24 protein-coding genes are annotated in these 26,085 nt (G+C 68.5%); 12 read left to right on the top strand and 12 right to left on the bottom strand.

Translation table 11 applies throughout. From position 1 onward, the window contains the following. Positions 1-8: 8 nt before the first annotated feature. From T8K17_RS09260 to T8K17_RS09270, 3 genes are read right to left on the bottom strand one after another with little or no spacing between them, the layout of a single operon-like run. The gene (locus tag T8K17_RS09260) at positions 9-1,058 is read right to left on the bottom strand and encodes an aminoglycoside phosphotransferase family protein (RefSeq protein WP_322334218.1); all 1,050 of its coding nucleotides are present in this window, start codon (positions 1,056-1,058) and stop codon (positions 9-11) included. Then, a complete protein-coding gene (gene tsaE, locus T8K17_RS09265; protein ID WP_322334219.1) occupies positions 1,051-1,542 on the bottom strand; it encodes a tRNA (adenosine(37)-N6)-threonylcarbamoyltransferase complex ATPase subunit type 1 TsaE in 492 nt (163 codons plus the stop codon). The genes T8K17_RS09260 and tsaE overlap by 8 nt, the downstream gene beginning before the upstream one ends. Beyond that, positions 1,539-3,491 (bottom strand): sensor histidine kinase, encoded by a 1,953-nt coding sequence (locus T8K17_RS09270; protein ID WP_322334220.1) that lies wholly within the window; start codon positions 3,489-3,491, stop codon positions 1,539-1,541. Before T8K17_RS09270 ends, tsaE begins: the two co-directional genes overlap by 4 nt. Before the next feature lie 245 nt (positions 3,492-3,736). On the opposite strand from T8K17_RS09270, the gene T8K17_RS09275 reads away from it, so the two are divergent. After that, complete coding sequence (locus T8K17_RS09275; RefSeq protein WP_322334221.1) at positions 3,737-8,338, top strand: PAS-domain containing protein; 4,602 nt, start codon at positions 3,737-3,739, stop codon at positions 8,336-8,338. A 7-nt stretch (positions 8,339-8,345) separates the two neighbouring features. Here T8K17_RS09275 and T8K17_RS09280 read toward each other — a convergent pair whose 3' ends face one another. After that, the gene (locus T8K17_RS09280) at positions 8,346-8,627 is read right to left on the bottom strand and encodes a hypothetical protein (protein ID WP_322334222.1); all 282 of its coding nucleotides are present in this window, start codon (positions 8,625-8,627) and stop codon (positions 8,346-8,348) included. Between T8K17_RS09280 and T8K17_RS09285 the strand changes: the two genes are divergently transcribed. The 3 genes from T8K17_RS09285 to T8K17_RS09295 all read left to right on the top strand — a co-directional run bounded on the left by T8K17_RS09285 (position 8,626) and on the right by T8K17_RS09295 (position 9,884). Next, positions 8,626-8,850 carry a hypothetical protein gene (locus T8K17_RS09285; RefSeq protein ID WP_322334223.1) on the top strand — a complete coding sequence of 75 codons (225 nt, stop codon included), beginning with the start codon at positions 8,626-8,628 and terminating at the stop codon, positions 8,848-8,850. The genes T8K17_RS09280 and T8K17_RS09285 overlap by 2 nt on opposite strands. A gap of 161 nt (positions 8,851-9,011) precedes the next feature. Continuing rightward, positions 9,012-9,395: a DUF6152 family protein gene (locus T8K17_RS09290; protein ID WP_322334224.1), complete on the top strand. Its 384-nt coding sequence runs from the start codon at positions 9,012-9,014 to the stop codon at positions 9,393-9,395. A gap of 18 nt (positions 9,396-9,413) precedes the next feature. After that, positions 9,414-9,884, top strand: a complete 471-nt coding sequence (locus T8K17_RS09295; RefSeq protein WP_322334225.1) for a DUF2214 domain-containing protein — start codon at positions 9,414-9,416, stop codon at positions 9,882-9,884. 6 nt (positions 9,885-9,890) lie between these two features. On the opposite strand, the gene T8K17_RS09300 is transcribed toward T8K17_RS09295, so the two are convergent. After that, entirely contained in the window at positions 9,891-10,601 is a 711-nt protein-coding gene (locus T8K17_RS09300; protein WP_322334226.1) for a spermidine synthase, read from the bottom strand. A gap of 112 nt (positions 10,602-10,713) precedes the next feature. Between T8K17_RS09300 and T8K17_RS09305 the strand changes: the two genes are divergently transcribed. The 3 genes from T8K17_RS09305 to T8K17_RS09315 all read left to right on the top strand — a co-directional run bounded on the left by T8K17_RS09305 (position 10,714) and on the right by T8K17_RS09315 (position 14,189). Continuing rightward, entirely contained in the window at positions 10,714-11,301 is a 588-nt protein-coding gene (locus T8K17_RS09305; RefSeq protein WP_322334227.1) for a histidine phosphatase family protein, read from the top strand. Positions 11,302-11,424: 123 nt separating this feature from the next. Next, positions 11,425-12,285 (top strand): shikimate dehydrogenase, encoded by an 861-nt coding sequence (locus tag T8K17_RS09310; RefSeq protein WP_322334228.1) that lies wholly within the window; start codon positions 11,425-11,427, stop codon positions 12,283-12,285. Between the two features lie 11 nt (positions 12,286-12,296). Beyond that, the gene (locus T8K17_RS09315) at positions 12,297-14,189 is read left to right on the top strand and encodes a bifunctional sugar phosphate isomerase/epimerase/4-hydroxyphenylpyruvate dioxygenase family protein (RefSeq protein WP_322334229.1); all 1,893 of its coding nucleotides are present in this window, start codon (positions 12,297-12,299) and stop codon (positions 14,187-14,189) included. Positions 14,190-14,191: 2 nt separating this feature from the next. Here T8K17_RS09315 and T8K17_RS09320 read toward each other — a convergent pair whose 3' ends face one another. Beyond that, positions 14,192-14,653: a GNAT family N-acetyltransferase gene (locus tag T8K17_RS09320; RefSeq protein WP_322334230.1), complete on the bottom strand. Its 462-nt coding sequence runs from the start codon at positions 14,651-14,653 to the stop codon at positions 14,192-14,194. Between the two features lie 140 nt (positions 14,654-14,793). On the opposite strand from T8K17_RS09320, the gene T8K17_RS09325 reads away from it, so the two are divergent. After that, positions 14,794-15,549 carry a GNAT family protein gene (locus T8K17_RS09325; protein ID WP_322334231.1) on the top strand — a complete coding sequence of 252 codons (756 nt, stop codon included), beginning with the start codon at positions 14,794-14,796 and terminating at the stop codon, positions 15,547-15,549. 226 nt (positions 15,550-15,775) lie between these two features. On the opposite strand, the gene T8K17_RS09330 is transcribed toward T8K17_RS09325, so the two are convergent. Continuing rightward, complete coding sequence (locus T8K17_RS09330) at positions 15,776-16,342, bottom strand: DUF1013 domain-containing protein (protein ID WP_322334232.1); 567 nt, start codon at positions 16,340-16,342, stop codon at positions 15,776-15,778. 141 nt (positions 16,343-16,483) lie between these two features. Here T8K17_RS09330 and T8K17_RS09335 point away from each other — a divergent pair, with 141 nt between their 5' ends. The 4 genes from T8K17_RS09335 to T8K17_RS09350 all read left to right on the top strand — a co-directional run bounded on the left by T8K17_RS09335 (position 16,484) and on the right by T8K17_RS09350 (position 19,551). Next, positions 16,484-16,669, top strand: a complete 186-nt coding sequence (locus tag T8K17_RS09335; RefSeq protein ID WP_322334233.1) for a DUF1192 domain-containing protein — start codon at positions 16,484-16,486, stop codon at positions 16,667-16,669. Between the two features lie 304 nt (positions 16,670-16,973). Continuing rightward, a complete protein-coding gene (locus tag T8K17_RS09340; RefSeq protein WP_322334234.1) occupies positions 16,974-18,317 on the top strand; it encodes an O-acetylhomoserine aminocarboxypropyltransferase in 1,344 nt (447 codons plus the stop codon). Beyond that, on the top strand, positions 18,314-19,114 hold the full coding sequence (locus T8K17_RS09345; protein ID WP_322334235.1) for an alpha/beta hydrolase: 801 nt from the start codon (positions 18,314-18,316) through the stop codon (positions 19,112-19,114). The genes T8K17_RS09340 and T8K17_RS09345 overlap by 4 nt, the downstream gene beginning before the upstream one ends. Next, the gene (locus tag T8K17_RS09350; RefSeq protein WP_322334236.1) at positions 19,114-19,551 is read left to right on the top strand and encodes a thioesterase family protein; all 438 of its coding nucleotides are present in this window, start codon (positions 19,114-19,116) and stop codon (positions 19,549-19,551) included. The genes T8K17_RS09345 and T8K17_RS09350 overlap by 1 nt, the downstream gene beginning before the upstream one ends. A 588-nt stretch (positions 19,552-20,139) precedes the next feature. Here T8K17_RS09350 and T8K17_RS09355 read toward each other — a convergent pair. From T8K17_RS09355 to T8K17_RS09375, 5 genes are all read right to left on the bottom strand, one after another. Beyond that, on the bottom strand, positions 20,140-20,457 hold the full coding sequence (locus T8K17_RS09355) for a GFA family protein (RefSeq protein ID WP_322334237.1): 318 nt from the start codon (positions 20,455-20,457) through the stop codon (positions 20,140-20,142). A gap of 106 nt (positions 20,458-20,563) precedes the next feature. After that, complete coding sequence (locus T8K17_RS09360) at positions 20,564-22,555, bottom strand: CocE/NonD family hydrolase (RefSeq protein ID WP_322334238.1); 1,992 nt, start codon at positions 22,553-22,555, stop codon at positions 20,564-20,566. Positions 22,556-22,584: 29 nt separating this feature from the next. Further along, positions 22,585-23,763: an acetylornithine deacetylase gene (gene argE / locus T8K17_RS09365; RefSeq protein WP_322334239.1), complete on the bottom strand. Its 1,179-nt coding sequence runs from the start codon at positions 23,761-23,763 to the stop codon at positions 22,585-22,587. A gap of 76 nt (positions 23,764-23,839) precedes the next feature. Continuing rightward, positions 23,840-24,775 (bottom strand): metal ABC transporter permease, encoded by a 936-nt coding sequence (locus tag T8K17_RS09370; RefSeq protein WP_322334240.1) that lies wholly within the window; start codon positions 24,773-24,775, stop codon positions 23,840-23,842. Between the two features lie 13 nt (positions 24,776-24,788). Further along, on the bottom strand, positions 24,789-26,003 hold the full coding sequence (locus T8K17_RS09375; protein ID WP_322334241.1) for a metal ABC transporter permease: 1,215 nt from the start codon (positions 26,001-26,003) through the stop codon (positions 24,789-24,791). Positions 26,004-26,085: the final 82 nt, after the last annotated feature.

The raw sequence follows: 26,085 nt of genomic DNA on the forward strand, positions 1-26,085 counted from the left end.
CCGGTCTTTCATCGTTTGATCTCGGGGCTGATCGAACTGGGCAGGCGCCTGTCCGGCTCGGGGATGCGGCGTACGGCGGACGGCATCTCCCGGTCGAGCCACGCGGCCACGCCGTCCAGGCCGGCCCGTGTCAGATCGGCCTCTATATGGGCCCAGCAGCGCGGGATATGAACCATGTAGCTGGTCCGTCCGAAGAAGCCCTGCTGGCGGCCGAACTGCCCCAGGATCTTGATCGCCCGCTGGGCGCCGAGCGCGTGATAGGCGCGCAGGAAGGCGTCCCAGTCCGAGACGTTCCGCCGGTCGCGATAGCGCTCCAGCATCGCCGCCTCCAGCCCCGGCGCCAGGTCGCGCCGCGCGTCCTGCAGCAGCGAGACCAGATCGTAGGCGGGGCTGCCGGACAGGGCGTCCTGGAAGTCCAGCAGGCCGCAGCGCGCCAGGCCCTCACGGCCCTCCAGGATCATCAGGTTGTCGACGTGGAAATCGCGCAGCACCAGGGTGTCGTCGCCGAAGGTCATCACCGGCACGGCGTCCTGCCAGGCGGCTCGATACGACTCGGCCGCGTCGTCGGGCACCACATCGCCCAGGGTCAGCGGTGCGTACCAGCGCAACATCCGGTCGGCCTCCTCCACCAGCCGTCCGCCGTCATAGGGCGGGGCCGAGAAGCCGATCTCCGGCGCGCGGTCGTGCAGGTCGGCCAGCAGATCGACGGCGATGGCGTACAGCGCCTCCTCGCTCCAGGCCCGCTCGTTCGGATCGGCCAGGATGCGGGTGAAGGTGCGGTCGCCGAAATCCTCCAGCAGCAGCAGGCCGGCGGGCACGTCCTCGGCCAGGACAGCCGGGGCGGAATAGCCGAATCGGCGCAGCTGGCCGGCGATGTCGAGGAACGGCCGCACGTCCTCCAGGGTCGGCGGGGCGTCCATCAGCACGGCTCGGGCGCCGTCGCGCAGCACCCGGTGATAGACCCGGTAGGACGCATCCTTGGCCAGCAGCGTGACCTCGGCCCCGCTCCAGCCCGCATTCTCCAGGAATGTCTTGATCTCGGTCTCGCGGTCACTCACCCGGCAGGGTTCCCGTCTCAATCTCGCCAAGGCGGTCGGCCCAGCGCCCATGGGGCGTCAGGCGGGCGATCCGCCGGTCGTTTCCATGGCATATTTCGAGCGCGAGTTCGAGCCGATCCGACGGAAGGTGTGCCCCCAACCTGTCCGGCCATTCCACCAGCACCACGGCCTCGGAGAACGCCTCCAGCAGTCCGAGCTCTTCCACTTCGTCCGGATCGCCGAGCCTGTACAGGTCGCAATGCCACACGGTGCCGCGTTCGCCCTCGTAGGGCTGAACCAGGGTGAAGGTGGGGCTGGGCACCTCCGCCTCGGGGTCGTCCAGCCAGGCGCGAACGAAGGCGCGGGCGAGCTCGCTCTTGCCGGCGCCCAGCGGTCCGGTCAGCAGGATGGCCATGCCCGGCTCGGCCCTGTCGGCTAGAGAGGCGGCGAGGCGGTGGGTAGCGTCCAGGTGGTCCAGGGAGAGGGGCGGCGGCAGGAACGTCACTCGGTGTCGTCTCCGGCTTCTTCGGTCTCCATCTTCCGCGGATGGCGCGGGACCGTGCAGATCACCTCGGTGCCTTCGCCCGGCGCGGAGGTCAGGGCGACGGTGCCGTCATGCAGCTCGATAAGCGATTTCACCAGGGCCAGGCCGAGACCGGCGCCGCTGGAGCGGCCGCGGCGCTCGAACCGTTCGAACACCCGGCTCTGGTCGTCGAGCGCGATCCCGACGCCGGTGTCCTTGACGATGAAGGCGACCGTGTCGCCCCGGTCCTCCACCGACATCATCACGTCGCCCCCTTCCGGGGTGAAGGCGATGGCGTTGGAGACGACGTTGTACAGCGCCTGGGTCAGGCGGCGCTCGTCCACCTCGATCGGCGCCAGATCAGCCGGGCAGTTGACCGACAGGCCGACCCCGCGTGCCCGAACGCGCTCGCGCGCCAGGGACTCCACGGCGGTGACAAGGGCGGACGGGGCGATCTTCTCGCGTTCCAACTCCAGATAGCCGGCCTCGATGGAGGCGAGGTCGAGGATGTCGTTCACCAGTCGGACGAGCCGGTTCGACGAGCCGAGAATGGCGTTGGCATAGTCCTTCTGCCGCTCGTTCATCGGCCCGGCATATTCCTGCTCGAGAACTTCCGAGAAGCCGATGATGGCGTTCAGCGGCGTGCGCAGCTCGTAGGAGACGTTGGCCAGGAACTCGCTCTTCAGCCGGTCGGCTGTCTCCAGCGCCTCGGTGCGTTCCTGCAGGGCGGTCTGGACGGCCAGGGTGTCGGTGACGTCGCGGAAGTTCAGCAGGGTCGCGCCGTCGGGCAGCGGCACGATGGCGAAGTCGAGCGCGCGGCCGTCGGTCAGGTGAAGCGTTCCGCTGGTCGCCTCGCGCCCGGCGAGGTAGCTCATCCACTCCGCCTTGATGTCGGTCCAGGGCCGGTCGGTCGGGAATTTCGGCCGCATCGCCTGGAACACGACTTCCGCCGGCGGTTCGGGTTCCAGGAACACCGGATCGTCCGGCGTGCCGCGCAAGCCCCATTGGGCGCGGAACGTCGGGTTGGACAGTTTCATGCGGCTGTCCACGCCGAACACCACGATGCCCTCGTACAGATTGTCCAGCGTCTCCTGCTGCACGGCGGTCAGCGTGTTGTAGGAGCGCTCCAGGGTCAGCCGGTCGGTCACGTCCTCGAAGGTCATCAGCAGCCCGCCGAACGGATGCGGCGTGACCACCATGCGCACGGTGCTGTCGTCGGGCAGGAACAGCAGCTCCTCATGGGCGTCGATCAGGGTGGTGAAGAGCCGGTTGAAGTCGTCCCGCCAGGCCCGGAAATCCGACTGTTCCGGCAGGCGTCGGCTTTCCCGCGCCATGTCGAGGACCTCGGACAGGGTCGGGCCGATCTCCAGGCGGGCGGACTCGATCTGCCACATCCGGGCGAAGGCGGTGTTGGCGAAGACCACGCGGCGGTCGGGGCCGAAGACGGCGATCGCGCTGTTCAGTTTCTCCAACACCTCCGCATGGGCGTCCACATGGCGGGCGAGGTCCGATTGGATCTGCTCCAGGCCGGTCACGTCCCGGCCCAGGCCGATCGTGCCGGCACCGGCGCTGGCCGCCAGCGGCGTCTCGAAGATCTCGAACAGCCGCCGGTCGCCGTCGATCACCAGGTTGCGGCTCTCGCTCTGAGCCCGACCGGTCTCCTGGGCCCGCGCGGCGAGGGCGGTGCTGCGGTCCAGGTCGTCGGCCAGCGGGACCGCGGCGGCATTGACGAAGGAAACGGCTCCGCTCGGGTCGCGGCGCCAGGCCGGGCTGGGAAGGGCCGCCAGGGTTGAATCGGGCGCCTGTCGCCGGGTCCGCTCCAACTCGGCTTCCAGCGCGGCGACCCGTTGGGAGCGCCGGTAGGCGATCCAGCCCAGGCAGGCGGATGTCAAACCCAGCAGCGCGATCGCGCCCCAGGACAGCGGGGTCATGGCCGCTTTCTCCCCTTCGACGGCGGGCCGGTGAGGGGCGGCGCGCCACGATCGAATTTTTTATTGGAAACCTTTTTCACATCCGAAGCCTAGCCGCCTGCGCAGCGCAAGTCGACGCTCGCCGGAAGCGCTCCGGCATGTGCAACTTCCCATAGTCGCGCTGCGGTACTGTGTGCTCTTCAATGGCGTATTCTCGGACTCGGGGTTCGAGGCGGCCGGCGTCGTGAGCCGGATGGAGGGTGGCGATGACGGTGGTCGGGGATGTCGAGACGGGAGGTGGCGGGCCCGCCGGTGCCGCGGGCCGGGAGGCGATGGAGTTCCGCGTCCTCGGAGAGCAGCTCCGGTTCTTCTTCGGCCAGACGCGGGACGCCGTGGCGGGCCACACGGTCCTGGCCATCGCGGTCTTCCTGCTGCTGATCAACCAGCCGGTCGACCAGACGGCGCTGATCGTCTGGCTCGGCGTCGCCCTGTCGGTGGCCGCGTCCCGCCTGCTGCTCTATCGCCGCTTCCCCCGCGAGAACCTCACGCCCGAGGAAACCCGGCGCTGGCGACGCTGGTTCGAAGCTATCTCCTTCGCCTCCGGCGGGCTGTTCGGCCTGCTGCCGGTGCTGTTTCTGGATCCGGAGAACTTTCAGGTCACCGCCTGGATCCTGCTGATCATGTCGGGCATGGCCGGCGGCGCGCTCGGCACGCTGTCGGCCTATGCGAACGCGTTCCGATTCTACCTGTTCGCCTCCATGGCGCCGCTGTTGCTGCTGCTGCTGGAGCTCTGGTACCTCGACGCAAATCTCGACCTGCTCATCATCGCCGTTCTTTGCGCGATCATGTGCGGGTTCTTTCTGCGGTTTTCCCGCCGGTTCGAGCGGGCGCTGGTCGACCAGATCAAGGGACGTCTGGAGAATGTCGATCTCGCCGACCGGGTCGCACGACAGGGCGCCGTGCTGCAATCCGTCCTCCAGGCGATTCCCAACGCGATCGCCGTTGTCGATCCCCAGGGCCGTGTCGTCTACGCCAACGACCGGTTCCAGACGATGTTCGACCTGCCGGACAATCTCCTCGACGGGACACTGAACCACCGCCAGTTCAACGAGTTCCGGTCCGAACGGGGCGATTTCGACCACCTCGACCCGGCCCAGATGGAGGCCCAGATCGCCCATTGGGAGCGGCTCAGCGGAGGCGGTAGCCCCTTCGGCTACGAGCGGCTTCTGCCGGACGGGCGGGTTCTGCGCGTCGACAACCGTCCGATGCCCGACGGCGGCTGGGTGCGGTCCTGGACCGACGTCTCCGACGAACGCGCGGCCGAACGCGAGACGGCGCGCTGGACCCGCATGCTTCAACTCACCCTCGACAGCATCGACCAGGGTCTGTCCATCGTCGATGCGGAGGGCGACCAGGTCCTCGCGAACCGGCGCTACTGCGAACTGCTGGGATTGCCGGAGGACTACAGCCGCCGCCCGGTGCCGCTGCAGCAGGTCCTGGACGATCTGGAGGCGCGCGGAGAACTGGTCGGGCTCTCGCCCGAGCTCAACGCCTGCATCGATCGCTGGGAGACCGGCGAAGACCCGTCGCCCAGGCTGATCTACGAGCGCCGGCAGCCGAACGGCAACTGGCTGCTGATCGTCGCCAACCGGCTTCCCGAGGGCGGCCATGTCCGCACCTTCACCGACATCACCAGCCGCAAGCTGGCGGAAATCTCCGCGGCGGAACGGCGGGAACTGCTGGAGACGACCCTGGCCAGCATCGACCAGGGCGTGATCATGCGCGACGCGGACGACAACGTTCTGGTGTTCAACGACCGGCTGGCGGATCTGCTCGGCGTCCCGCTGGACCTGTACCGGGAGAACCGGCCGTCCTCCGTGGTCTACGCCCATCATCTGGCGCAGACAGAGGTCGAGATCCCGGCCGAGCTCAACCGCCGGATCGACGACTGGCTCGCGCGCCATCAGAGCGGCGAGACGGTGGAACGGCTCGAATACGACCGCATGGTGCCGAACGGCCGGTGGATACATGCGGTCTTCCAGCCGCTGGCCCACGGCCGGGTGATCCGCACCTTCAGCGACATCACCGAGGCGCGGCGGTCCCGGCAGGCCCTGGTGGAGAAGACCGAGTTCCTCGAAACGGTACTGGCCGCGATGGAGCAGGGTGTCCTGGTGGCCGACGCGCGCGGCCGGATCATCCTGTGGAACGACCGGGCGCGTGAGATCCTGGCCCTGCCGGTCTCGGCCATGGAAGGGCAGCCGACGATCGAGGAACTGCGGGAGGTGCGCCGGCGTCTCGGCGAATTCGACACCGCCGATCCGCAGATCGCCGCCTATGTGGATCACTGGAACGACTGGGTCGGCAGCGACACCTCCGACATCTTCATCCACGAGCGGGAGTTCCGTCGCGGGAACTGGATGCTGGTCTATGGCCGCAAGCTGAGCGGCGGCGGCACGGTGCGTACCCTGACCGACATCACCCAACGCAAGCGCGGCGAGGCCGAGGCGGTGGCGGCGCGCGAGGAGGCCGAGGAGACCCGGGAGCGGATCCGCGCCATCCTGCAGTCCATCCCGGTCGGCGTGCTGGTCTACGACGCCAGCATGCACGTGGCGTTCTGGAACGACGCGTACTGCAACTTCACCGGCATCCCGGCGGAGGCGCTAGTGGATCGCCCTCATTTCCGCGACTACTCCCGCTACATCTACGATGCCCACGACCGCCGCCGCCATATGAGCCTGGACAGGTTCATGGCGTTCCGCCGGCAGGTCTACGACTCGGACGAGCGCTTCACGACCGAGTTCTTCTTCGACGGCACCGGCCTGGACGTCCAGTACATCGTCGCCTCCCTGCCGGACGGTGGGCGGGTGAATGTCATCGTCGACATCTCCCAGCAGAAGCAGGCCGAGCGCACGGCCCTGGACGCCCGCGACACGGCGGAGGAGGCGACCCGGGCGAAGTCGGCCTTCCTGGCGGCGATGAGCCACGAGATCCGCACCCCGCTGAACGGCGTCATCGGCATGGCCGAAGTGCTGGAGCAGACCGGCCTGGACGACGACCAGCGGGCCATCACGGCCACGATCCGCGATTCCGGGGAGGTGCTGCTGCGGATCATCGACGACATCCTCGACTTCTCCAAGATCGAGGCGGGCCGCCTGGACCTGGAGGTGGAACAGATCGATCTGCGGGCGGTCTGCGAGGCCGTGCTCGACACGCTGGCGCCCGCCGCGGAGGCGAAGGATCTGGACCTGGTGCTGCAGATCGATCCGTCGGCGCCGGCGGTCTTCGTCGGCGATCCGACCCGGGTGCGGCAGATCCTCATGAACCTCGCGGGCAACGCGGTGAAGTTCACCCGGACCGGCTCGGTGGCGATCCATGCCTCGGCCCGACCGGACGACGATCTGGCATCGCGGATGCGGCTGCGGCTGGAGATCAGGGATACCGGGGTCGGCATCGAGGCCGACCGGCTGGACCAGCTCTTCGAGCCGTTCAGCCAGGCGGAGGTATCCACCACCAGACGATACGGCGGAACCGGTCTCGGCCTCTCCATCTGCCGCCGCCTGGTCGGCATGATGCAGGGCCTGATCGGTGTCGAGAGCGAGCCGGGGGCGGGCTCGACCTTCTGGGTCGATATCCCGGTGGAACCGGCGATCCTGGAAGCGAGGTCCGACGTCGACGCCATCGATCTGAGCGGCGTTCCGGCACTGGTCGCGATCCGGCCGGGACCGCTGGGCGATCAGGTCGCCGCCCTGCTGTCCGACAGGGGCATGGTCGTGTCCCGCGTGGGCGATGCCGATGCGGTGCTGCCGGACCCTGGCGGAGCGGCGATCGTCGACGGCCGGCTGGGGACGGACCTGTTGCGCCGGCTGATCCCTTCCGGCGCCTGGGGACACGATGTCTCCGGCCATGAAACCCGGGCTCTTTGGGTCGCCAGCGCCGGAGCCCCGGACATGATGCCCATCGCCGTCCTCCGGCCGGTGCGCCGCGCCCCTCTGCTGCAGGCGGTGGCGGCGAGCGTCGGCCGTGCCTTCCCGGAGGCGCCGAAGGCGGTTCCGCGGCGGGACCGGACGACGGATGTCGCCGAAGCGCCCTCCGTCGAGGAGGCCGCCGCCGCGGGGCGGCTGATCCTGGTGGTCGAGGACAACGCCACCAACCGCATGGTCGTCGAGCGCCAGCTCGGCTTCCTGCGTCTCGCCGCGGAGACGGCTGTCGACGGGGTGGAGGCGCTGAGGATGTGGCGCGAGAAGCCCTACGGCCTCGTGCTCACCGACTGCCACATGCCGAACATGGACGGATACGAGCTGACGGCGGCGATCCGGGAGGCGGAGAAGGGAACCGGACGCCGGGTGCCGATCGTCGCCCTGACCGCGAACGCCCTGGTGGGCGAGGCGGAACGGTGTCTGGCGGCGGGGATGGACGATTACCTGGCCAAACCGGTGACGCTGGAGACCATGGGGGCCACCCTCAACCGCTGGCTCGATGCCGCGACCCGGCCTGTCGCGGGGGCAGAGGCGGACGGCGCCGCCGACAGTCCGATCGATTTCGGGCAGCTCAGGCTGATCCTCGGCAGCACCGACCCGGCTTTCACCGCCTCGATGCTCGACCTCTTCGCGGAGAGCTTCCGGTCGCTGAACGCGGAGATGCGGGCTGCGATCGAGGCCGGCGATATGGGGCTGCTGCGGGAGACCGCCCACGCGGCCAAGGGGGCTTCGGCAAATGCGTGCGCCAACCGCCTGCGCGCCGCCCTGGAGGCCCTCCAGCTCGCGGCGACCGACGGAGACGAGGGCTCGGTCGCGCGCCTGTTCGGAGAGGTGGAGAGCCGCAGCGCGGAGGTGTTCGACTATCTGCGACGCACGAAGGCGCCGACCTGATCGCCGCTCAGCAGGCGCAGCCGGTGGGGGCGTTTTCCAGAAGCTGGTCGCCGTCCCGGTTGGGATCCGGCTTCAGGCAGGCGGCGGCGCCGTCGCGCAGCTCGGTGTTCAGGGTCCCGCGGATCGCGCTCTGGTTCCAGCCGGTCCGGACCCGGTAGTCGACGGTCATCCGACAGATATCGGTGTCGCAGGTGAAGGCCTTCTGCGTGCCCTGGCGGATGGCCAGGGCCAGCGCGGCCGGCGGCGATCCGGCGGGGGATGTCTGACTGAAGACCTTGATGTCCGCCATGGCCAGCGCGCTGCAGTTCTTGAAAAATACCGTTCCGGCGGAGGCGGACGCGGACAGGCCCAAGAACAAGGCCAAGGATAACGCGACGGATCTGATCAAGATGCCCTCCCGGCAAGGTGGAACCCGCATTCGAGCGGCTGGTGTCGCCTGCGGACCCGCGCGCGACCCGAAGTCCGTTTCACTGGCCGACTATGGCGCCGACGCTGCGTATACCGCAGGGTAATCATTGGCTTTCTTTCGCAGCGACGCGCATTTGCGCGCAAACCGTCCGGGTCGAAGCGCGCCGGGTGGAGCCCGCTACCTGGCACCCGACCCCTGGGCATTCGGGCGGCCGGGACCACTTAGGGTGGAAAGCCTGTCCAATCGTCGACATGGAGAGATGCCATGACCCGATCCCTGCGTGCCGCTGCTCTGTCCCTTGCCGCCGCCCTGCTGGCGGCTCCGTTCCTGATCCCGCAGGCCATCGCCCATCACGGATGGAGCTGGACCACCGGCGGCAATATCGAGCTGACCGGCATCATCCGCGAGGCCAAGCTCGGCAATCCCCACGGGGTCCTCAAGGTGGATGCGGACGGCGAGGTCTGGACCGTCGAAGTCGGCCAGCCCTGGCGCAACGAGCGGGCGGGGCTGAGCGACGCCGATTTCGCCGCCGGTACCGAGATCACCATCATCGGCGAACCCTCCGCCGATCCGGCTGCGAAACTGCTGAAGGCCGAGCGGATCATCCTCGACGGTAAGGAGCACCCGCTCTATCCGGACCGGAGCTGAGCGGCCCCGGCGGCGCCGGTGGACGGCCTGCTGAGCGCCCTTGCGGCGAGCGAGGCGGCGACCGCCCTGCGGTTTTCGCGCTGGAGCTACGCGGCGGCGAACACGGCCCATGTCCTGGGCGTCGCCGTGCTGGTCGGCGGGATCCTGCCGCTCGACCTGCGCCTGCTCGGGCTCTGGCCACGGGTCGAGGCGGGCGGCCTGGTCCGGGTGCTGGTGCCGATGGCGGCTGCCGGGTTGGGGCTGGCCGTGATTTCCGGGTTCCTGCTCTTCGTCGTGCGGCCGCTGGACTACGCCGGCAATACGGCCTTTCTGACGAAGATCGGGCTGATTTCCGTCGGCGCGGCCTCCGCCCTGTCGGCCCATGCGGTGTGGGGACGGTGGCTGGAGCGTGCCGGCGGCTCCGTACGGGCGCGGGTCGGGGCGGTCTCGATGCTGTGCTGGATCGGTGCGCTGATCGCCGGCCGGATGATCGCGTTCACCGGCGACTAGGGTGGCCTAGCCGGCGGCACGGGCGAGATAGACCGTCTGGGTCACCGTGTCGCCGAGATACGGATTGTCGAACACCACCGGCTCCGCCCGCGCCTCGGCATAGACGCCGGCCAGGCGGTCGGTGAACGCGGCGTCCGGAGGGGCGTCGGACCAGAGGCCGAAGACGCCGCCGGGCTTCAGATGCCGGGTGAGGGCGGCAAGACCTTCGGCCGTGTAGAAACCGGCACTGCCCTGGTCGAGCAGGAAGTCGGGCGCGTGGTCGATATCCACCAGGATGGCGTCCAGCGTGCGGCCCGGCCGGTCCGGGTCGAACCCGGTCTCCGACGCGGCGAGCGCGAAGAAATCCCCCTGCTGCAGCCGGCAGCGGGGGTCGGCCGTAAGCACCGGTCCGAGGGGGATCAGGCCTTCGCGGTGCCAGTCGATTACCGCGTCGAGCAGGTCGACCACCCGCAGGGAGGCGACCCGCGGGTCTTCGAGCACGGCTGCGGCGGTGTAGCCCAGCCCGAGCCCGCCGACGACCACGTCCGGCGCCGGCGACCGCACCTCGGCCAGCCCGAGGCGGGCCAGGGCGATCTCCGAGGCGGTGAAGTGGCTCGACATCAGGAACTCGTCGCCGAGCTTGATCTCGAGCACGTCCTGGCCGAGCCGGAGGTCGCGGCGGCGGCGCAGGCTGATCGCGCCGATCGGCGTCACGCGGTAGTCGAGCTCTTCGAACATCGGGGTCATCCGGGTTCTTAGCACGCCACTACCGGTCGCGCGACGACTGGACCGGTCGGACGACCGCCCTAGGTCGGTGCCGGGTACCGTCGATCCTGTCAGAGAGGACTCCATGTTCCAACGCGCTTTCACCCTGCTCCCGATCCTTTTCCTGGCGCTGGCCGGGACGATTTTCGGCTTCTCGGCCCCCGCTTCCGCTTCGCCGCAGGCGTGGGAGGCGATGCGGCGTCCCGGCGCGATCGCCGTGATGCGCCACGCCTACGCTCCCGGCACGGGCGATCCGGACGCGTTCCGACTCGGCGACTGCTCGACCCAGCGCAACCTGAACGACGAGGGCAGAGACCAGGCCCGACGGATCGGCGAGGCGTTCCGGCAGAACGGAATCGAGATCCACCGGGTCCTGACGAGCCAGTGGTGCCGGTCGGCGGAGACGGCGGAACTGCTGGGCCTCGGCAAGCCCGAACCGCTGCCTTCCCTGAACTCCTTCTTCGACGCGCGCGGACGACGCGACGAGCAGACCGCGGCGACCGTCGCCTTCCTGCGCGACCAGCCGGCGGACCGGCGCCTGGTTCTCGTCACCCACCAGGTGAACATCAGCGCGCTGACGGGGCGGGGGACCGCGTCCGGCGAGTTCGTCATCATCGATGTGACCGAGGACGGGACGGTGGAGGTGCTGGGCGAGATCCTGGTCGGCCGATAGGAGGCCGGCCGTCCGCAATGCGCGTCCATCCCGCACCGGGTCGCGGTCCGGACGGTTTTCTTGATGGCGGGGCGACGATCCGACACTCTGCCCGAAAGAAGACGAATGTTCGGGGAGGGAGCGATGGCCGCAACGCTGGGGCGTTCGGTGCTGGTCGGACTGATAGGCCGGGGCACGGCGCTGTCGCGGACTCCGCTGATGCACGAGGCGGAGGGCGCGCGGCAAGGTCTGCGCTATGTCTATCGCCGCATCGACCCCGCCGAGATGGCCGCCACCCCCAGTTTCGAGGAGATGCTGCGGGCGGCGGAGATCTGCGGCTATGCCGGCGTGAACGTCACCCATCCCTACAAACAGGAGGCCGTCTCCTATCTGGACGACATGTCGGAGGAGGCGCGGGCCGTCGGCGCGGTCAACACGATCGTGCTGAAGGACGGCCGGCGGGTCGGCCATAACACCGACCTGTCGGGCTTTGCCGAGAGCTTCCGGCGCAGCATGGGCGGGGAGCCGAAGGGACGGGTGCTGCTGATCGGCGCCGGTGGCGCCGGGTCCGCCGTCGCGCACGCGCTGCTCGACAGCGGGGTCGGGACCCTGCTGATCGCCGATACGAACCGCGCCGGTGCCGAGAAATTGGTTGCCGCCCTGGAAGGCCGTTTCGGCCGTGGCCGCGCCGCCGTCGCGCCGAGCGCGGAAGCGGCGGCCCCCGACGCGGACGGGATCGTGAACGCGACCCCCATCGGCATGGCCGACCATCCGGGCATGCCGCTGCCGGTCTCGCTTCTGGACGGGCGGCACTGGGTGATCGATATCATCTATTTCCCGATGGAGACCGCGTTCGTGCGCGCCGCCAAGGCGGCCGGCTGCCGGACCGCCACCGGGGCCGGGATGGCGCTGTTCCAGGCGGTGAAGGCGTTCGAGCTGTTCACCGGGTTGCCGGCGGACCCGGAGGCCATGCGCGCCACCTTCGACAGTTTCGGTGCGGAATAAGGAGAATTCGGGTGAAGACGTCTATCGCGACCGTGTCGATCAGCGGCGATTTCCAGGAGAAGCTGACCTCCATCGCCGCCGCCGGCTTTGACGGGCTGGAGATCTTCGAGAACGATTTCCTGGCCTATGACGGCGGCCCGAAGGAAGTCGGGCAGATGATCCGCGATGCCGGGCTGGAGATCACCCTGTTCCAGCCGTTCCGCGACTTCGAGGGGATGGGCGAACCGCACCGCGCCCGTGCCTTCGACCGGGCCGAACGCAAGTTCGACGTGATGCAGGAACTCGGCACCGACCTGATGCTGATCTGCTCCAACACCTCCCAGGCCGCACTGGGCGGCATCGACCGGGCGGCGGACGATCTGGCCGAGCTGGGCGAGCGGGCGGCCAAGCGCGGCCTGCGGGTGGGTTACGAGGCGCTGGCCTGGGGTCGCCACGTCAACGACCACCGCGACGCCTGGGAGATCGTGCGTCGGGCCGATCACCCGAACGTCGGGCTGATCCTGGACAGTTTCCACACCCTGGCGCGCAAGACCGACGTGAACACCATTCGGTCGATCCCGAAGGACAAGATCTTCATCGTCCAGCTCGCCGATGCGCCGCTGATCGACATGGACCTGCTCTACTGGAGCCGGCATTTCCGTACCATGCCGGGGCAGGGCGACCTGGACGTGGTCGGCTTCATGCGGGCGGTGGCGGCCACCGGCTATGACGGCGTGCTGTCCCTGGAGATCTTCAACGACCAGTTCCGCGGCGGCTCGCCCAAGTCCATCTCCATCGACGGGCGGCGCGCCCTGCTGAACCTGATGGATGCGGTCGGGCGCAGCGAGCCGGAGATCGCCCTCACGCCGCCGGCCATGCCGGCGCCGATTTCCGTCTCCGGGATCGAGTTCGTGGAGTTCACCGCCGACGAGCGGGAAGCCTCGGAGCTGACCGGCCTGTTCCGCAGCCTCGGCTTCACCCGTGCCGGCCGCCACGTCGCCAAGGATGTGGAGGTCTGGCGCCAGGGCGACATCAATCTGGTGATCAACACCGAGAAGGAGGGCTTCGCCCATTCCGCCTACCTGATGCACGGCACCTCGGTCTGCGATATCGGCCTGAAGGTGGAGGACGCCTCGGCCACCGTTACCCGGGCGCGGGCCCTGCTGGCCGACCTCTTCGAGCAGCCGACCGGACCGGGCGAGCTGAAGATCCCGGCGATCCGCGGCGTCGGCGGCGGTGTCATGCACTTCATCGACGACAAGACGGAGCTCTCCCGGGTCTGGGAGATCGAGTTCACGCCGGTGGCGGACGACGGGCAGGACGGCAGTGCGGGCCTGACCCGGATCGACCACTTGGCCCAGACCATGAACTACGAGGAGATGCTGACCTGGATGCTGTTCTACACGGCGATCTTCGACACCGCGAAGATGCCGATGGTGGACGTCATCGACCCGGCCGGCGTGGTCCGCAGCCAGGCGATCGAGAGCCCGGACGCCGCCCTGCGCCTGACCCTGAACGGGGCGGAGAACAAGCGCACGCTCGCTGGCCGCTTCGTGTCGGAGAGCTTCGGGTCTTCGGTCCAGCACATCGCCTTTCAGACCGGCGACATGCTGGCCACGGCGGAGGCGTTGGCGGTCAAAGGGTTCCAGGTGCTGGAGATCCCGGCGAACTACTACGGCGACGTGGAGGCGCGGTTCGGGCTCGACCCGGATTTCGTGGCCACCCTGCGGGCGCGCAACATCCTCTACGACCGCGACGATCAGGGCGAGTTCTTCCAGCTCTACAGCCGGCTCTACGGCGACGGGTTCTTCTTCGAGGTGGTGGAGCGGCGCGGCGGTTATCGCGGCTACGGGGCGGCCAATGCGCCGTTCCGCATCGCCGCCCAGCAGCGCCTCGCCCGGCCGAAAGGCATGCCGAAGGAATAGGCCTACAGCGTCTTGCGGTAGAGGATGAATCCGGGCCGGTCGGCGACGCCGTCGTAGAGCCGTTGCGCCGTCGCGTTGGTCTCATGGGTCTGCCAGTAGACCCGCTCGCCGCCGCCGGCCCGCGCATGGGCGTAGACCGCCTCGATCAGAGCGCGCCCGACCCCCTGGCCGCGCGCCTCGGCCGTAGTGAACAGGTCCTGCAGGTAGCAGGTCGGGCCGATCATCGTCGTGTTGCGGTGATAGATGATATGGGCGAGGCCCAGCAGCGCGCCCGCCCGTTCCGCCACCAGCGCATGCATCGGCTCGTAGGCGTCGAAGAACCGGGACCAGGTCAACCGGGTGACGGCCTCTGGGACCGCCGTCGGGCCGACCCGCTCGTAGAACGCGTTGTAGCCGGCCCAGAGCGGGAGCCACCGCTCGAAATCCTCGGGGCGCACTTCGCGGACGATGAGCGTATCGGACATGATCTCGGTTCCTCGGGAATGGATGTCCTTTCGTGTATCGTCAATATTGGCATTCTGATGGTGCCAAGATCGGCCGTCGGCGTTGGTTGGACCGTCGGGCGGTTCGGCGTTGGATCTACGAGGGCCAATGGGAAAGGCGCATGGAGGAGATCCAAGTCATCCGCCGGAGCCCCGCCATGACCACCCGCATCAACGACCTCGGCCAGCCGATCGGCTGGGCCGTCGCCGACTGGACACCCTGCCCGCGCCCGCCGCGCACGCCCATGGAGGGCCGCACCGTCCGGCTGGAGCCGCTCGACCCGGCGAAACACGGCGACGAACTCTGGGCGGCCTTCGAGGCGGACGAGACCGGTCGGATGTGGACCTACCTGCCGGTCGGCCCCTATGCGGACCGCGGCGCCTTCGATGCCGCGCTGGCGACCAACGCCAAGAGCGAGGACCCGCTGTTCCACACGGTGATCGACCTCGCCACGGGCAAGGCGGTCGGGTTCTGCACCTATCTGCGGATCGATCCGAACAACGGGGTGATCGAGGTCGGGTTCATCACCTTCTCGCCGCTGATGCAGCGCACGACCGGCTCGACCGAGGCGATGTATCTGATGATGGCCCGCGTCTTCGACGAGCTCGGCTACCGGCGCTACGAGTGGAAATGCGACAGCCTCAACGCCCCGTCCAAGGCGGCGGCGGCCCGGCTCGGTTTCACCTATGAGGGGTTGTTCCGCCAGGCGGTGATGTACAAGGGCCGCAACCGCGACACGGCGTGGTTCTCGATCCTCGACAGCGAGTGGCCGGGGATCAAGGCGGGCTTCCAGGCCTGGATGGATCCGGCGAATTTCGACGCCGACGGCAAGCAGAAGCGCGGGCTGGCGGCGCTGATCTCGGAACGGCGGGAATAAGCAAAGCCATCCCGTCATCCCGGCGAACCCCGGGCACGACCCGGGGATCGGCCGGGACCCCGTATCTTGCGCCTGTGGCTAGGTCCCGGGCAGCCCCCGGATCAGGTCCGGGGTCTCCCGGGATGACGGGATGGTCGTGCCCATTACGGCGCGGAGCGTGGAAAGAAAAATCCCGGGCAGCGCAAGCCGGCCCGGGATCCAAACCTCTCAGCGAGGAGCGCCGCGCTTACGGCAGCTCGCTGATCGACTCGAGCTGCTGCTCCGGCGGGACCCTGGTGCCGCCGGCCTTCTCGATGGCGGCGTCGAGATCGCGCTGGCTGCACAGGCCCAGGAACACCGGGTGACGCGCCTGGATGTTCTGAGAGTTCCAGTGGGTGCGCTCGCGGACCTTGTTGATCGTGTCCTTGGTCGTGCCGACCAGCTTGGCGATCTGGGAATCCTTCAGCTCCTCATGGTGCTTCAGGAGCCAGGCGATCGCGTCCGGCTTGTCGCCGCGCTTGGCGACCGGCACGTATTTCGGGCCCTTGGTGCGCTCCACCGGCTTCGGCAGCGTCGACTTCGCCATCATCAGGCGGGTCTTCGGGTCCTTCTCGCACCGTTCGATTTCCGCGCGCGTCAGCTGGCCGTTCAGAACCGGATCGAAACCCTGGATACCGGTGCTCACCTCGCCATCGGCGATGGCCTGGACTTCCAGCGCGTGCAACTCGCAGAAGGTGGCGATCTGGTCGAAGGTCAAGGCGGTGTTGTCGATCAGCCAGACGGCGGTCGCCTTGGGCATCAGCGGCTGCGTCATGATAGTCTCTCCCTTGCCGTCGGGTTCTTCCCGCGTGAGCAGGCTGCATGGAATTGGTTGTTACGGATTCGGGAGGTTATATAGAGGCCCCCGTGTGACAAGCAAACGCATTGTGAAGCTATTCGCTTGAAGGAGGCGGTAATGGTCGATCTGGATGAGCTGGAACCCGGCAAACGTCCAAAGAAGCCGCGCGATCTCTCCACCTGGAATATTGAAGATTTACAGGATTACATTCAGGCAATGGAGGCGGAGATCATTCGCGCTCGGGAAATGATCGACCGGAAAAAGGGCGTGGCCAGTGCCGCCAATGCGTTGTTCAAATCGTAATCGGAATGTCGAATACAGGACAGCTCTAAGGGTTGTGAGTTACGCCACATCATGATGCTTGACGGACAGATCAACGCTCGATAGCGTCTGGACCGAACAAGTTGGGCAGGGAGCTCACAGCGTAGAAATCGGGCGGGGTCGTGCAATTGCACGGCCCCGTAACCGTATCTGGATCCCGCGAATCCCATTTCGGGACACTCGAGCAGGACGACGACCGTTTCCATCGGCTAGACTGCCCCGGCACGGCGATCACTTCTACCGACCATGTCGGATATGGAAAAATTCCAAATCAGGGACGATAGCGATGAGTTCCGACGGTAACGTCTTCGGCTTCGACACGCTGAGCCTGCACGCGGGCCAGCAGCCGGATCCGACCACCGGTGCCAGGGCGGTGCCGATCTACCAGACCACCTCCTACGTGTTCAAAGACGTCGACCATGCCGCGTCGCTGTTCAATCTGGAGCGCGCCGGTCACATCTATTCGCGCATCTCCAACCCCACCGTGGCGGTGCTGGAGGAGCGGGTGGCGGCCCTGGAGGGCGGCGTCGGCGCGGTGGCGACGGCGAGCGGCCACGCGGCCCTGTTCCTGGCGATCAGCACCCTGATGGGCCAGGGCGGGCATATCGTCGCCTCCTCCGCCCTCTATGGCGGCAGCCACAACCTGTTCAGCCACACCCTGCCGCGCTTCGGGATCGAGACCACCAAGGTCCATCCCCGCGACCTGGACGGCTTCCGCAAGGCGATCCGGCCGGAGACCCGGCTGATCTTCGGCGAGACCATCGGCAATCCGGGCCTGGAGGTGATGGACATCGCCGCCCTGGCGCAGATCGCCCATAAGGCGGGCATCCCGCTGATGGTCGACAGCACCTTCGCCACACCGCATCTGTGCCGGCCGATTGACCACGGCGCCGACCTGATCATGCATTCGGCCACCAAGTGGCTCGGCGGCCATGGCGTCGCGCTGGGCGGTGTGCTGGTCGACGGCGGCACCTTCGACTGGGAGGCGTCCGGCAAGTTCCCGACGCTAACCGAGCCCTATGCCGGCTATCACGGCCTCGACTTCGCCGAGGAATACGGTCCCCAGGCGCTGCTGATGCGCGCCCGGGCCGAGGGGCTGCGCGATTTCGGCGCCTGCATGAGCCCGGCCAACGCCTTCCACATCCTGCAGGGGATCGAGACCCTGCCGCTGCGCATGGACCGCCACGTGGCCAATGCCCGCGCCGTCGTCGCCTTCCTGAAGGGCGCGGAGGAGGTGGAGTGGGTGGCCTATCCGGAGCTGGAGGATCACCCAGACCATGCGATCGCCGCCAGGCTGCTGCCCAAGGGCACCGGTTCCATGATCGCCTTCGGCATCAAGGGCGGCCGCGAGGCGGGCCGGGTGTTCATCGAATCCCTGCGCTTGTGGTCGCATCTGGCCAATGTCGGCGACGCCAAGTCCCTGGTCCTGCATCCGGCAAGCACCACCCACCAGCAGCTCGACGCCGAGACCATGAAGGCGGCCGGGCTGAGCGAGGATCTGGTGCGTCTGTCGGTCGGCCTGGAAGACCCCAAGGACATCGTGGACGACCTGAAACAGGCCCTGCGCGCGGCTGCCCGCGCCACCCAGCCGAAAACCCCCGTCAAACTCGCTGGAGCCGCCGGCGCATGAAGCTGACTGTCGAAGGGAGCGAGGCTTTCGCCGCCACCGGCGGACGCCCGTTCGATCCCGCACGCCCCGCCCTGGTCTTCGTCCATGGCGCCGGGATGGACCATACGGTCTGGACTCTGCAGACCCGCTACTTCGCCCATCACGGCTGGTCGGTGCTGGCGTTGGATCTGCCGGGCCATGGCGGCAGTGCAGGCCCTGCGCTGGAGGACGTGCCGGCCATGGCCGCCTGGGTGCTGAAGGCGGTGAAAGCCGCCGGTGCCGAGACATTCGCGCTGGCCGGCCATTCGCTGGGCGCGCTGATCGCGCTGGAGGCGGCGTCCCAGGCGGGCGACGCGGCGCTCGGGCTGATGATGCTGGGGGCTGCCGCGGCGATGCCGGTGAACCCGGCCCTGCAGGGCGCGGCCGACAAGGGCGAGCACGGCGCGGTGGAAGCGATGATCGGCTGGGGCTTCGGCCGTCCGGCGCAGATCGGCGGCAACCGCGCGCCGGGCGCCTGGATGCCGGGGGCGGGCCTGCGCACGTTGGAGCGTGGGCTGAAGGGGCCGCTGGGCGTCGACCTGAAGGCCTCCAACGGCTATGCAGGTGCCACCGAGGCGGCGGGGAAGGTCGCCTGCCCGGTCCTGATCGTCGCCGGCGACGACGACCGCATGACCCCGCTGAAGGGCGCGAAGGCCCTGGCCGGATCGTTCGCCGATGCCCGCCTCGCGGTGCTGCCGGCGACCGGCCACATGATGTCGATCGAGCGGCCGGACGAGGTGCTGGACACCCTGCGCGACTTCCTCAAGGGGATCGGGTGATGGCGGGCGAGCCGGAACTCACGCGGGCCGACTACCGGCATTTCCTGGAGATCCCGACCCGCTGGATGGACAACGACGTCTACGGGCATGTGAACAATGTCGAGTACTACTCGTATTTCGACACGGTGGTGAACCAGTACCTGATCGAACAGGGCGGGCTCGACTATTTGAACGGGGAGACCGTCGGCTTCGTGGTCGAGACGCGCTGTTCCTACAAGCGCCCGATCGCCTTCCCCGACGTGGTCGAGGCCGGGATCCGGGTGGCGCGGATCGGCACCTCCTCGGTGACCTACGAGGTCGGGCTGTTCAAGAAGGGCCAGGAGGCGATCTGCGCCTTCGGGCATTTCGTCCATGTCTATGTGGACCGGGCCACGAACAAATCCGCCCCGATCCCGGAGAAGGCCCGGGCGGCGATGGAAGCGATCAGGGCGGGTTAGGGTTTCCCGTCCCTCCTGTCCCCTTCTCCCTCCCAAACCGACTTCCTGGAAGTGCGGGACGCGCTATCCAGGATCCTGAACGGGACGCGGACACAGCGGGGCACGGTCCTGGATCGCTCCTGCGGAGCGTCCAGGAAGTCGGGTAAGGGAGGCGGGGACGGTGGAGTGCCAGCAATAGCGGCATCAGGCGTTTTCCCCTTCATCGCTTCGAACTTCCCCCACACCGACTTCCGGGAAGCGCGGGACGCGCTATCCAGGACCTTGATCCGGACGCGGATACAGCAGGGGCACGATCCTGGATCGCTCCTGTGGAGCGTCCAGGAAGTCGGGTTAGGGAAGCGGGGTCGGTGCAGCGCCAGCACTGGGGAGGCGAAAAGACTAGCGTCACCAGGCTGTTCCCCTTCTTGGTCCCCCAACTCACCCCACACCGACTTCCTGGAAGCGCGGGGCGCGCTATCCAGGACCCTGAACCGGACGCGCATACCGCGGGGCACGGTCCTGGATCGCTCCTGTGGAGCGTCCAGGAAGTCGGGTAAGGGACGCGGGGTAGAGAGAGAAGACCGCCCCTCGGAACGCTCTCCTGTCGGCTCACTCTGAGCCGAGGTCGACGGCCACCCAGGGATGCCGCCGCTCGGTATAGACCGCCTTGCTCGGCGCAGGAAAGGCCGGGTCGGCGAAGGCGCCGAGCGCGACGGCCACCAGTCCCGGCCTGAAATGCGGGCGCCAGTAGACGCTGCTGCCGCAGGTCGGACAGAAATGGAACTCGATCTCGTGGCCGCTGTCGCCCATGCGCCGGTATTCCGAGGACACGCCATCGACAGCCACGGCCGTTTCGGCAAAGAACGCCGCCACGCCGAACGGCGCGCCGGTGCGCTTCTGGCATTCCAGGCAGTGGCACAGTGCCACCAACGCCGGCTCTCCCGTGCAGGTCACGCTGAGCGATCCGCAGGAACAGGCGGCTGTCCGCGTTATCGCCTCTGAGTCGGGCGCCTTCGGGTCCATCGTTCCTCCGTCACATCATGTCCCGCGGGATGGTCTGGGCGAAGGTTTTGTCGAAGATCGGCTCGCCATTCTCGAACGCCTCGACCCGGGCCTCGATCATCCAATCCTCCGCCGTGCAGGACAGCGCGCAGGTGCTCACCGTCTTCGCCTCCACGTCATCGCGCCGGATGATGCAGGTGCGCTCGATCCGGCCGGTGGCCGAGAGCGGGTCGCCGTCGCGGATGCTCCAGACCTCCTCCTGGGTCTCCCCGGCCACCAGCCCGTTGCCGGGATGCCGGGTCAGCCCGGTATCCTCGGAGATCCGGTGCTCGGTCGTGCCGGTGGTCAGATTGCGCCGGATCTCCCGGGTCGCATTTCCGGGGGCGAGTGGCTCGTAGACCGGCAGCGGGTTCTCGGTCTCCGGCTCGGCCACCTCGATCCGCTTGTGGTCGCCGAGCAGCGGCAGGGCCAGGCGCAGGGAGGCGGGCTCGATCGTCAGCGTGGCGTCATAGGGCGGCGGCAGGATCGTCGGCCAATAGGCGCTGGAGAGCGACAGCCGCAGCCGGTGCCCCGGCGCCAGCCGATAGCCGCAGGCATCCAGGGTCAGGGCGATGTCCGTCGCCTTTCCCGGCGTCAGCGGCGTGGGATGCTCGTTGCCGTCGCGATGGGCGAGATTGAGGACGCCGAAGGCGATCCGGGTCGCCGTGCCGTCCGGGTGCAGGTCCACCAGTCGGGCGCAGAGATTGGCCAGCGGCGCGTCGCTCGACAGCGTGAGCGACACGGACGCCCGGCCCAGCAGCAGGATCTCCTCCGCCAACGCCGCCGTGTCGAAGACCAGCGAACCCATGTCGTCGCCGCGCTGGTCGCCGGCCATCTCGGCATCCGGCTTCAGCGTGAACCACTCGCCCGAGCCGGTGCCGGTATCCAGCGGCGAGCGCAGGGTCAGCGGGTGTGCAGACGCGGCGGGCGTGTCGCTCAGCCGGCCGTCCCCGTCGATGCCGAGCACCCGGGTCTCGGGCGTGGACCAGTCCTGCTTGGCGACCCAGAAGCCTGGATCGCGGTCGCGCCAGCGCGCCGGCTTCGGGCCGTCGAGGATGAAGGCGCGCATCTGCGGCGTGTCCTCCGCGCCGTTCGGCTCGCCGCGCAGCCAGCGGTTCCACCAGCGGATCGCCTCGCCGTGGAAATCGGCGCGCGGCTTCGGCCAGGCGAAATGCGGATACTTGTGGATCCAGGGGCCGACCAGGGCCTTGGCTTTGCCGGGCATGCCCTCCACGGCCTTGAACGGGGTGTTGCGGTAGCCGTCGGCCCAGCCGGAGATCACCAGGGCCGGAACCGGGAAGCCGGCGAAATCCTCGCCGATGGAGCCGTGTTTCCAGAAGGCGTCGCGGCGCTGGTGGGTCAGCCATTCCTCCATCATGAACGGCTCGCCTTCCAGCCGCTCCAGCCACAGGGCCCGCCAGTCCTCGCCGACGATCTCCGGGTCGGGCGAGCGGGACTGATAGGCCAGCATGGTCGCCGCCCAGGAGAGCTGGGCCGACAGGTGGCAGCCGTCCTTGTAGTGGATGTCGTCGTTATAGCGGTCGACGGACGAGGCGATGGAGATCACCGCCTTCAGCGCCGGTGGTTTGAGGGCCGCGACCTGCAGGCAGTTGAAGCCGCCCCAGGAGATGCCCATCATTCCGACGCTGCCGTTCGACCAGGGCTGGGTCGCGATCCAGTCGATCACCTCGCAGGCGTCGGACAGCTCGCGTTCGGTGTATTCGCCGTCGATCACCCCGTCGGATTCGCCCGAGCCCCGAATGTCCACCCGCACCCCGGCGATCCCGGCGGCGGCGAAGACCGGATAGGTGGACTCGTCGCGCGGCGCCGTGCCGTTGCGCTTGCGGTAGGGCAGATACTCCAGCACGGCCGGCACCGGATCGGCCTCGGTGTCTTCAGGCATCCAGATCCGGGCGGCCAGCCGGGTCCCGTCCTTGAGGATGATCCACTCGTTCTCGTGAACCTCGAACGCGCGCTCGGTCATCGGGATTCCCCTCTCAGTCTGCCGTCATCTTAGTCCGCCGTTTGGGCCCACTCGATCAGGTCGACCATGAAATCGACGCACTGCGCCATCTGGTCGATGGGGATGTACTCGTCGGCCTTGTGGGCCACGTCGATGCTGCCGGGGCCGAAGATCACCGCCGGCATCCCCGCCTGCTGGAAGGCGCCGGCCTCGGTGCCGAAGGACACCACGCTCGACTGGTTCAGCCCGGTGAGCTGGCGCACCAGGGTTTCGGCGGCGGAATGCTCGTCGGGCTGCAGGCCGATCACGTCCACCAGCTTGTGGTGCTCGAAGCCGCAATGGGGGGCGACGGCCTTCATCGCCGGCTCCAGCGCCTCGCGGCAATAGGTGCGGATCCGCTCCTCGTAGACATCGGCGTCGTCGGAGGGGAGCACCCGCATGCCCCAGGTGATGTCGCAGAATTCCGGGATGATGTTGTGGGCGGTGCCGCCCTCGATTACGCCGACGCTCATCGTGGTATGCGGCGGGTCGAACTCGGTCTCGCCATGGGGGCCGGCGGCGATTTCCTGGCCCAGATCGTCGATGAAGGCGATCATCCGGCTGGCGGCGATGATGGCGTTGGCGCCGTTGCGCGGGTCGCTGGAATGGCCCGGCACGCCGGTGACGCGGGTCTTGTAGATGCGCGTGCCCTTGTTGCCGCCGATCAGCTTCATCTCGGTCGGCTCGCCGACGATCACCGCGCGCGGCAGCGGCAGGTTGGCGACCACGTCGGCGATGATGTGCTGCACGCCGAAGCAGCCGACTTCCTCGTCGAAGGAGAAGGCGAAGTGGATCGGCACCTGAAGCTTGGCCGCCGCCATTTCCGGGGCCAGCGACAGGGCGATGGCGACGAAGCCCTTCATGTCCGCGGTGCCGCGCCCATAGAGGTTGTCGCCCCGACGGGTCAGGGTGAACGGGTCGGAGGTCCAATCCTGGCCGTCGACCGGGACGACGTCGGTATGGCCGGACAGCACGATGCCGCCGCGTTCCTGCGGGCCGATGGTGCACCACAGGTTGGCCTTGGCGCCGTCATGGTCGTAGGTGAGGCGCGAGGCGATGCCGAGATCCGCCAGATAGGCCTTCACGTCCTCGATCAGCGCCAGATTGGAGTTCCGGGAGGTGGTGTCGAACGCGATCAGGCGTTCGGTCATGGCGATGGCGCGTTCGAGACGCTCTGAGGAGGTCGGCATGCGGGGTCCTTGCGTTGGGTGGCCCCACAGATATACGCGATGGGCCGGCCGGGGCGACCCTTTTACGACGGCCGGATCATTGCGCGGCGGCAGCGTGGCCGGTGCGGCGACGGCGCGGGCCGATGAGGCAGGCAAGCCCGAGTTGCACGCCGGCGACGGTGGCGATCATTCCGGCCGCGCTGACCGCGTAGGGCGAGCCGAACCAGAGCGGGCCGTAGCCGGCGAAGACATAGCCGGCGATGGCGGCGGTGGTGGCGAAAAGCACGCTCCAGGCGATCTGCCGGCCCAGCCGGTCGGTCATCAGCCGGGCGGTGGCCGGCGGACAGACGAACATGGCGATGACGATGATCGAGCCGACCGCGTCGAAGGCGGCGACCGCGGCGATCGCGGCGGCGACTACCAGCGCGAAGCCGACGCTGCCGGTGCGGATGCCGATGCTGCGGGCGAATTCCGGATCGAAGGTAGAGATCGCCAGTTCCTTCCAGAAGGCGACCATGAACAGGACAATGACCGCCAGGACGACGGCCAGGCGGAAGAGCTGCGGCGGCAGGCCGGCCAGGGCGTCCAGGTCGAGCAGCGACGACCAGCCCGTGGCGCTGAACCAGATCAGGCTTTCCAGATTGCCGTAGAGCGCGTGCTCCACGTCGATATGCACGCCGCTGGTGTCCGATTGTTCCAGCAGCAGCACGCCGGCGGCGAACAGGGTGGTGAAGACCACGCCCATGGCCGCACCCGGCTCGACCCGGCCGAGCCGCTTGATCGCCTCGATCAGGCCGACCGCGACAACGGCGGCCCCGGCGGCACCGACCATCATCGGCCAGGCGGCGATGGTGCCGGTGACCAGGAAGGCGACGACGATGCCCGGCAGAGCCACATGGCTGATCGCGTCTCCGATCAGCGCCTGACGGCGCAGCAGCAGGAAGTTGCCAGGCAGCGCGCAGGCGACGGCGGCCAGGATGCCGATCAGGATCGGCGCCAGGCTGAGCTGGACGAATTCGGCTCCCATGTCCATCAGCGCTGCGCCCTCATGTGGATTCCGGTTTCGGCAGGAGGCTGTCCAGATGCGCGACCTGATCGCTGGTCAGGTGCTCGTCGATCGGGGTCAGCCCGTCGTAGCGCTCCAGCACCGGGTCGTCGGCGCGCAACCGGCGGGCGGTCGACCACCGGGTCTCGTCGAGCTGGGCGCGGCCGGCGGCGCCGCGGCCCTCCTGCGTGATCACCCCGTCGCCGCGGATCAGGCCGCGCCGACGCAGGATGGCGAGGGTCAGTCGGTCGTAGATCGCCTCGCCCCTCGCCATCGCCAGCAGACCCTGGCGCAGGTGCACCCGATGCTGGAACCGGCGGTGCCGCAGGGCCGAGGCGAGCACGCCGCGGCGGGGAGAGAAGGCGAGGGAGACGGCGAACAGGGCGAAGGCGACCAGCACGATGATCGGGCCGGTCGGCATGTCGGCGGCGGCGGCGGACAAGGCGGCACCCAGATAGCCCGAGACCCCGCCGATGGCGGCGGAGATCAGGATCAGCCGGTCGACCCGGTCGGTCCAGAACCGGGCGGCGACCGGCGGGATGATCAGCATGGCGACCACCAGGATCAGCCCGACCACCTTGAGGCCGATGACGGTGACGATCAGCGCGAGGCCCATCATCGCCAGGTCGGTGCGGCGCACGTCGATGCCCAGCGTGGCGGCGTAGTCCGGATCGAAGGCGACCATGGTCATCGGCCGGCGCAGCAACACCACGAGGCCGACCGCGACCGCGCCAGCGGCGGCGATCAGCACCGCCTCGCCGATCAGCATGCCGGCGGTGGAGCCGAGCAGGAAGCTGTCGAGCCCGGCCTGCTTGCCGCCCTCCATGGTCTGGATGACGGTCAGCAGCACGATGCCCAGACCGAAGAACACCGAGAGCACGGCACCGATGGCGGCGTCCTCGCCCAGGCGGGTGCGGGCGGTGATCCATTCCACCGCCATGAGGCCGATGGCCGCCGAGGCGGCGGATCCCAGGATCAGTCCCGGCAGCCAGCGCCCGTCGCCGCCGAGCAGCACCATGACGATGAAGGCGATGGCGACGCCCGGCAGGGTGGCATGGGTGACGGCGTCGGAGACCAGCGCGCGCTTGCGCAGGAACACGAAGGCCCCCGCCCCGCCGCCGGCGATGCCGAGCAGCCCGGCGCCGACAGCGACCAGCGCCGAATTGTACCCGGCCTGCAGGGTGAGGGCGGTCAGGAAGTGCTCAAGGGCGGTCATCTGGAGCTGTTCCTCCCAAGACCATCCATAACCCACTCCCCGGATTTATTCCGGGGCAATCGGGTGAGGGTGGACCGGGCTG

Origin of the sequence: Thalassobaculum sp. OXR-137, from assembly GCF_034377285.1 — a bacterium.
Classification (GTDB): domain Bacteria; phylum Pseudomonadota; class Alphaproteobacteria; order Thalassobaculales; family Thalassobaculaceae; genus Thalassobaculum.

What these genes read in the sequence shown, in the direction of transcription:
- T8K17_RS09275 (WP_322334221.1), top strand. Translation starts at nt 3,737, where the DNA reads ATGACGGTGGTCGGGGATGTCGAGACGGGAGGTGGCGGGCCCGCCGGT.
- T8K17_RS09325 (WP_322334231.1), top strand. Translation starts at nt 14,794, where the DNA reads ATGGAGGAGATCCAAGTCATCCGCCGGAGCCCCGCCATGACCACCCGC.
- T8K17_RS09320 (WP_322334230.1), bottom strand. Translation starts at nt 14,653, where the DNA reads ATGTCCGATACGCTCATCGTCCGCGAAGTGCGCCCCGAGGATTTCGAG.
- argE (WP_322334239.1), bottom strand. Translation starts at nt 23,763, where the DNA reads ATGCCGACCTCCTCAGAGCGTCTCGAACGCGCCATCGCCATGACCGAA.
- T8K17_RS09330 (WP_322334232.1), bottom strand. Translation starts at nt 16,342, where the DNA reads ATGACGCAGCCGCTGATGCCCAAGGCGACCGCCGTCTGGCTGATCGAC.
- T8K17_RS09360 (WP_322334238.1), bottom strand. Translation starts at nt 22,555, where the DNA reads ATGACCGAGCGCGCGTTCGAGGTTCACGAGAACGAGTGGATCATCCTC.
- T8K17_RS09340 (WP_322334234.1), top strand. Translation starts at nt 16,974, where the DNA reads ATGAGTTCCGACGGTAACGTCTTCGGCTTCGACACGCTGAGCCTGCAC.
- T8K17_RS09300 (WP_322334226.1), bottom strand. Translation starts at nt 10,601, where the DNA reads ATGTTCGAAGAGCTCGACTACCGCGTGACGCCGATCGGCGCGATCAGC.
- T8K17_RS09305 (WP_322334227.1), top strand. Translation starts at nt 10,714, where the DNA reads ATGTTCCAACGCGCTTTCACCCTGCTCCCGATCCTTTTCCTGGCGCTG.
- T8K17_RS09370 (WP_322334240.1), bottom strand. Translation starts at nt 24,775, where the DNA reads ATGGACATGGGAGCCGAATTCGTCCAGCTCAGCCTGGCGCCGATCCTG.
- T8K17_RS09350 (WP_322334236.1), top strand. Translation starts at nt 19,114, where the DNA reads ATGGCGGGCGAGCCGGAACTCACGCGGGCCGACTACCGGCATTTCCTG.
- T8K17_RS09285 (WP_322334223.1), top strand. Translation starts at nt 8,626, where the DNA reads ATGGCCAGCGCGCTGCAGTTCTTGAAAAATACCGTTCCGGCGGAGGCG.
- T8K17_RS09310 (WP_322334228.1), top strand. Translation starts at nt 11,425, where the DNA reads ATGGCCGCAACGCTGGGGCGTTCGGTGCTGGTCGGACTGATAGGCCGG.
- T8K17_RS09335 (WP_322334233.1), top strand. Translation starts at nt 16,484, where the DNA reads ATGGTCGATCTGGATGAGCTGGAACCCGGCAAACGTCCAAAGAAGCCG.
- T8K17_RS09280 (WP_322334222.1), bottom strand. Translation starts at nt 8,627, where the DNA reads ATGGCGGACATCAAGGTCTTCAGTCAGACATCCCCCGCCGGATCGCCG.
- T8K17_RS09290 (WP_322334224.1), top strand. Translation starts at nt 9,012, where the DNA reads ATGACCCGATCCCTGCGTGCCGCTGCTCTGTCCCTTGCCGCCGCCCTG.
- T8K17_RS09375 (WP_322334241.1), bottom strand. Translation starts at nt 26,003, where the DNA reads ATGACCGCCCTTGAGCACTTCCTGACCGCCCTCACCCTGCAGGCCGGG.
- T8K17_RS09270 (WP_322334220.1), bottom strand. Translation starts at nt 3,491, where the DNA reads ATGACCCCGCTGTCCTGGGGCGCGATCGCGCTGCTGGGTTTGACATCC.
- T8K17_RS09345 (WP_322334235.1), top strand. Translation starts at nt 18,314, where the DNA reads ATGAAGCTGACTGTCGAAGGGAGCGAGGCTTTCGCCGCCACCGGCGGA.